This is a genomic window from Armatimonadota bacterium (genome assembly GCA_020354555.1).
Taxonomy (GTDB): Bacteria; Armatimonadota; Hebobacteria.
Genome location: CP070648.1, coordinates 4231023 through 4237116, shown reverse-complemented (window position 1 = coordinate 4237116; position 6094 = coordinate 4231023). Strand labels below are relative to the sequence as shown.

The 6094-nt window shown below is 62.7% G+C and carries 5 protein-coding genes; 2 read left to right on the top strand and 3 right to left on the bottom strand.

What is annotated here, in order from left to right; genetic code table 11:
* Positions 1-406: 406 nt before the first annotated feature.
* Entirely contained in the window at positions 407-976 is a 570-nt protein-coding gene (locus JSV65_17295) for a 2'-5' RNA ligase family protein (GenBank protein ID UCH34263.1), read from the top strand.
* A 288-nt stretch (positions 977-1264) separates the two neighbouring features.
* Here JSV65_17295 and JSV65_17290 read toward each other — a convergent pair whose 3' ends face one another.
* Positions 1265-1909: a hypothetical protein gene (locus JSV65_17290; protein ID UCH34262.1), complete on the bottom strand. Its 645-nt coding sequence runs from the start codon at positions 1907-1909 to the stop codon at positions 1265-1267.
* Between the two features lie 538 nt (positions 1910-2447).
* Between JSV65_17290 and JSV65_17285 the strand changes: the two genes are divergently transcribed.
* Positions 2448-3527, top strand: coding sequence for a DUF362 domain-containing protein (locus tag JSV65_17285; protein UCH34261.1), 1080 nt, complete (start codon positions 2448-2450; stop codon positions 3525-3527).
* A gap of 221 nt (positions 3528-3748) precedes the next feature.
* Here JSV65_17285 and JSV65_17280 read toward each other — a convergent pair whose 3' ends face one another.
* On the bottom strand, positions 3749-5068 hold the full coding sequence (locus JSV65_17280) for a nitroreductase family protein (GenBank protein UCH34260.1): 1320 nt from the start codon (positions 5066-5068) through the stop codon (positions 3749-3751).
* 180 nt (positions 5069-5248) lie between these two features.
* Entirely contained in the window at positions 5249-5797 is a 549-nt protein-coding gene (locus JSV65_17275) for a hypothetical protein (protein ID UCH34259.1), read from the bottom strand.
* Positions 5798-6094 lie beyond the last annotated feature (297 nt).

Genomic DNA, 6094 nt, shown 5'->3' with positions numbered 1-6094 from the left:
CGCTGTCAGACCTCTTCGGCGGCGTGCAGGGCAGCATCGGGGGTGCCGTTGTTGAGCGTCAGCGATTGTGCGACAGATCCGGGAATGAACTGAGGCATAGCTCCGGCGTCCCTCGTCTTGACTCCTGTTCTGCTTGCGCGCGCCTGCGACTGTGCCCGCGCCTGGCCACGAAAGCGCGAATCCGTAGCGCTTCTCTCCGCGCCAGGATGGCTTCCCTGTGGCGGAGGAGACATCGGGCGGGAGGAGCGGCGAATGGGGCTCGCGGTGACGCTTGGGCGGGTTGGCATGTGACTCGCGTGGAGCAGGAATACCTTTTCATTCACCCAATAGTGCAACTTCGTACTTGTGCCGTTCTTGCGGAGGACGTACAAGTAGCGGTGCGGGATCATCTGGAGGGAACGCCGAAATGGTGACAACCTACGCAGCAGATATCAGCCACTGGGAGGCTTGGCAACCGAAATGGAGGTTCGGGGTTATCCTGATCTACCCGCCAGACCCACCGCTGCTGCAGGTGAATGCCCTTCGAGCGAAGTACGACCCGCGTTCCCAGTCAACTTGCGACGGGCATATTAGCCTGACGGTCCCGCTCCCGAGGGTGCTGACTGAATCTCACTGGGACGAACTGTGGTCTATCGCTTCCGGCATTGCGCCCTTCACCATCGACTACGGTCCTCTCATGAACTACCTGCCCCACCCGGGCGTCTGCTTAGCGATCGAACCGCAGGCAGAACTGGACAGCCTACGTGCTGCCCTCGAAACCGCCTCAGCCTTCGCGGGAGCGCCACCCCGGCGCTACCCGTTCTCGGCACACATGACCATCGCTGAGTTCATCTCCGCGGATGAAACGAAGGCACTGATGGTAGAACTCAAGGACGTAGCGCCTCAAGGATCTTTCTCGTGCACTTGTGTGTCCTACGCAGTGCCAGACGGCAATTTCCGGTTCGCCGAGCGTAGGCGGCTGGAGTTGTCCTGCTAACACAAGATTGCAGCGGACGCCCGAGGGTGTCGCTCCTCAGCTAGCATGAAAGGAGAACGGCGTCCAGGCTTTCAGGCGGTAGAGTGCTGCAGACTACTGCCGGGAGACGACGCCGCGCCACAGCCCTCCCCACCGGCAGCGCTTTTCCCCGCGCCAGGATGGTTTCCTTGCGGGTGCGCATGGCCTCATATACCGGTCTCACGGGGCCTAACCGGCACAGACGGTCTCATAGCCACCTAACCGCTACAATTCGTCCCATTCTTGCGCAGGACGTACATGATTCATTGGCTAGAGATCGATCTGCAGCCTAATGGTCTTCTCAAGCGATGCTGCAAGCCAGCATTTGATGGTCGTCGCCGCGCCCAGCATGCGGAGGACATCGAGATCGATATCCGCTCTGGTCTGTTGACCTTCCGTGAAAGCTCCTATGGTTCTGCAGATGTGTCGCATCCGTTCGCGCGCAGGATTGAGCTTTATGTTTCTGGCATGAAGAGTGAGCGGATTCTGAGCATGAACTTCTCCACCTATGGCGGCCAGGATTGTCCTGGTATTCTGCAGGAAGTTCCAGTTGCAGCCCGTTAACATATCGATCGCCACCGCCAACGTGGTCTCGGCAGGCTGACCATCCTCCGTATCCTGAACAACGGTCTGCTTCGTACGGTCTCGAAACTCCGCGCTCCTCCCGGTGTGCTCAGTATCCACCACGTTGTCGTAAGCCTCACGCCATCGCTTGTGCGGGTCAAGAAACATCCCTATCTTCTCAATCACCCTCTGCACTTGCCATATCTTCAGGGGCGTCGGATCTCCGAGCAGATCAAGCAACTCTGTGCCTGAGTGCTCTTCGCCATCACACTCAGGATTCAGAGAAGATCCCGAGCACCAGGACGAGAGAATCCCGATCAGAGCCTGGTAATCCCGCTCCCTCGGGGTCAACACAGCCGGGTCTCGCCTGCCCTGTGCCTTCGTGGTACTGCCGTTCCCTATTGCTTCTATGATGATCTGAATGTGTCTTTCGGCTTTGTGGTGGCAGCTTTCGAAGGAGCCAATCAGCTGTCGAATATGGACCGTCGACTCGTCAAGCGGCGAGATAGAGTCTTCTATCTTGTCAATCGCCAGGATGTCGTCGTCAGCTTCGCTGGCGCAATTGACCCACCACCGCCTCAGAGCCTTGTTTACCGAGCCATAACCGGGTACGTCATACGCGTCTTCGATGGTGGTCGCTCCTCTCCAATTCAGGTGGGACAGCTACCTGTTGGTCATCAACGATTGTGGCACAGATCAGGGGCGAGTCTAAGGCACGCGTCAGGCGCCTCCGCTCTTGCATCTAGTAGTCCTGACGAGCCTGCGACAGTTCTCGCGCCTGGCCACAACGTTCCCCACATCCAGCGCTTTTCTCCACATCAGCATGTCTTCCCTGCGGGCGGAGCGGCAGGAACACCCCGCTCATTCACCCAAGACTTCGACATGCCGGATGTCCCAAGAACGCGCAGGACGTACATCGTCCGGCCGTGCGTCGGAGCACAGCGGTGGAGGTGCTGATTTGCTAAAGGAAATCCGTCGTCGCGAGTTTCTCAAGCGGGTAGTCGCGACCGGCGCCGGGGCGTACGGCCTGGGCTGGTTCACGCGCCGCGGGACTGCGCAGCAAGCTGGTCGAGCCAAGGGCCGTTCGCGGGTGGTGATCGTCCGGTCATCGGCGCTCGGGCCGTTCGACGGCCGGCCGCAGCCCGACCAGAGCCTGCTCTCCGATATGCTTGCCCGGGGGATGAAGGCGTTGACCGGCGAGTCTTCGGCAACGAAAGCCTGGGCCAAGGTGATCAAAGCGGATGATCGGGTCAGCATCAAGGTCAATGGTTCGGGCGGGCCGCGATGCTCCTCGCGGCCCGAACTGGCGAATGCCATTGCCGCTGGCGCGCAAGCGGCGGGCGTGGCTGCCGAAAGCATCATCATGTGGGATCGACGTGACCGCGAGCTGGACAGCGTCGGCTTCGTGATCAACCGCGATGCCGCGGGGGTCAAATGCTACGGCACCGAAGGCGATTATGCCGACGAGACGGAGCATCGTTCCTTCCGCGGCCGCATCTCGCGGATTCTGGCCGATCGTACCACCGCGCTGATCAACCTGCCGATCCTGAAGGACCACAACATCTCGGGTGTCAGTGGCGCGCTCAAGAACCACTATGGAACCTGCAACAACCCGCAGGCGCATCACGGCAACTGCTGCGACCCGTACTTGGCGGACCTCAATGGCCTGCCGCTCATCCGCGAGCGGACCCGGCTGGTGGTGTGCGATGCGATTCAGGCGGTCTGCGAGGGTGGGCCGGGATTCGCATCACCCGATTATCTGTGGGACTACAAAGGTATCATGCTGAGCTTCGATCCGGTGGCGGTGGACTTCATCGGCTGGGGACTGATCGAACAACGGCGCAAGGAGATCGGGCTGCCGTCGCTGGCCGACGCGGGCCGCGAACCGAAGTGGATCGCCACCGCGGAAGCCATTGGGGTGGGTGCTGCCCGCAAGGATCAGATCGAGCTCATCGAGATCGAGGTTTGACCGCAGGTCGGCAAGTCGCGATGCCTCGGGCGTTGCCGATGCTCGCAGCTTGTCAGGGGCCTGCGAAGCCGGCCTGGGATGACGCTGCTAACCCATGTGCTGTGGTTGGCATGTCCGGCGACCATTGGCTCTCAATCCCGCCTGTGGGTGTTGACCGCCGTGACGCCGCCTGACCGAATCGACGCGGCGTCCCTCAGGCAAGCGTTGCCGCGCGGCCGCCCCTACCGCAGTTCCTTGACCTTGAGGTTGCGGAACTCGATCCGATACCCCTCGCCCTCGACTCCCACACGGCCCTTCGGATTGCCGCAGTCGTTGATCTTGCAGGTGACGGCCCCGTTGACCCACAGAGTCAGGACGCTGCCGCGCGCCGTGATCTCAAGCGTGTTCCATTCGCCCGCAGGCTTCACCCGGCCGTCCTTCACCTCGGCCGTGGTAGTGAAGAACCTGTTCTTGCCATCCGCGCCGGGCGTTTCCCCGAAAAGATAGCCACCGCTGCCGTCGCCAATCTGGGCCTGATGCCAGATGGCGCCATCCCTCGAGTTTCGCACGTACACGCCGCTGTTGTACCCGCTCTTCCCCTCAACCCGAGTGTAGCGGAACTCGCAGTGGAATACGGCATCACCGAACTCGCGGTCGCACAACAGCATGTCGTGTCCGCCGTCGCCTTCGCAGACCAGGAGCTTGCCCTGCTCGTCCACGCGCCACTGCTGTTTGCCGAGCGGCGCACCCGGCGGAACCGGCACGCGCGACCAGCCGCTCAGGTCGGCGGATGGCATCACGTCCACCCAACCCGACGAATCCGCCTCCAGCGCGCTTGGCGCCGGCTCTCCAACGGCCAATTCCGGGCTTTCCTTGGCATCGGCGGCCGCAGTCCGCGCCGCCGCGTACCCCACCGGCATCGCATAGATCACCAGCGCCGATTCCGGCAGGCCCAGCACCTTCGCGGCCGCCTGCTCGTTGATTCCTCCCTGTGTCACTGTCGCCAGGCCCAGTGCGGCCGCCTCCAACGCCAGATTCTCAGCCGCGTGGCCCACCTCGAGATAGATGAAGCGATCCGCCATCGCGCCCACGCGCGATCCCATCTTACTCCGATCCCCAGTGAACACGAACGTTACCGGCGCCGCCTCGCCTCCACGCGGGGGCTGCGTCACCTCCGCGCGCCGGTCCTGATCTGAGATGCGGACCAGCTTGTGCCCCTTCGGCTCATACGCGAACACCCCGTCAGATCTGAACACGTACACCGTCAGCGGATACATCGCCATCGCCGACGGGGACGCGCGGTGCCCGGTGGCCGGATCGGTGATGCCCTGCGCCGCCCACAGCAGCTGCCCAATCTGCTGCTCGGTCAGCGCCTGGGTTTGGAACCCGCGCACCGAGCGCCGCTTCGCGATCGCCTCTTCCAGCGACATCGTCCCCTTCGTCGCCGGTTCAGGAAGGGTGATCTCCTGCGCCGTCGCCTCCGTCGCGTCCGCGCCGTAGCCGATCACCGCCGCGGTAGCGATCGCTACATACACCACCAGCAGCGCTACCAGTCTTCTCATCTCTCGCCTCCGCACCACAAAGTTGTCAGCCAGTGTGCTTCATCAGCGTCAGCGGGACGAATCCGGGGGTGAATTAAGGCACAAGTCCGGCGTCCCTGCTCTTGCGTCTTATTCCGTCCGCGCGAGCCGTCGGGAGCGCTCGCGCTGTGCCACCAGGGGCCGCGTCCGCAGCGCCGCCGACTACTCCAGCAAAGGCTTGCACAGGATCTCGTGGATGCGAACCTCCTTCAGACGGTTGCTCGTGGCGGCGGTGGCCAGGACGGCGGTGTCCGCTCCGCGGCCGCTGCCAGCGGCCACAATTACCTTCTCGCCGATGTCAATCTGCCCTCCGTTGGTCGCCATGAGCAGGATCTCCAGACATACCTTCATGCCTTGCCCAAAGGTTCGCAGTATATTCGCCAGGGCCGCCCCAGCGCTGTTGCCGTAGAGTTCTTCGGTATGAAACAGCATGGTGCTCCAGTAGACGTGATGGCCGGCGCGTTCGAGTTCGGGTACCAACGACCGGTCGAACTGGCGCTCCTCGCGCCAGCGCCACTGGTGGGGGACTATCACCAGCTTGACCTCCGTATCGGCGAACGCTGCGGCGGCCTGGGCGGCGGTCGCGCCAGTGGTTGAAGCAATGACCACGTGCTTGATGCCACTCTCTGCGGCTCGCTTCTTCACCAGCGCCAACACGGCTGCCGTGTTAGCCGGGCCGGTTTCCTCGAAATAGGTGATACTGGCGTCCATCAGTCAACCTCCGATCTCAGATTGGCCGCTGCACGATTCGTTTTCGACCTGCAGCGATTGTGGGACACAGCCGGGTCGAATCGGCGTACGGGTCGGATGCCCCTGCGCTTGCATCTTGTGCTCCTGACGAGCTTGCGATGGTTCTCACGCCGGGCCACGAATGTCCCAGTCTGGAGGGCTTTTCGCCGGGGCAGGATTGGTTCCCTGTGGCCAACGGTACCCGCGCCGTCCGAACGCCTGCATGCAGGTCCAGCGGGGCCCGCCCCAGAACAACCTCCTTCGCCGCATCCGTGGTGG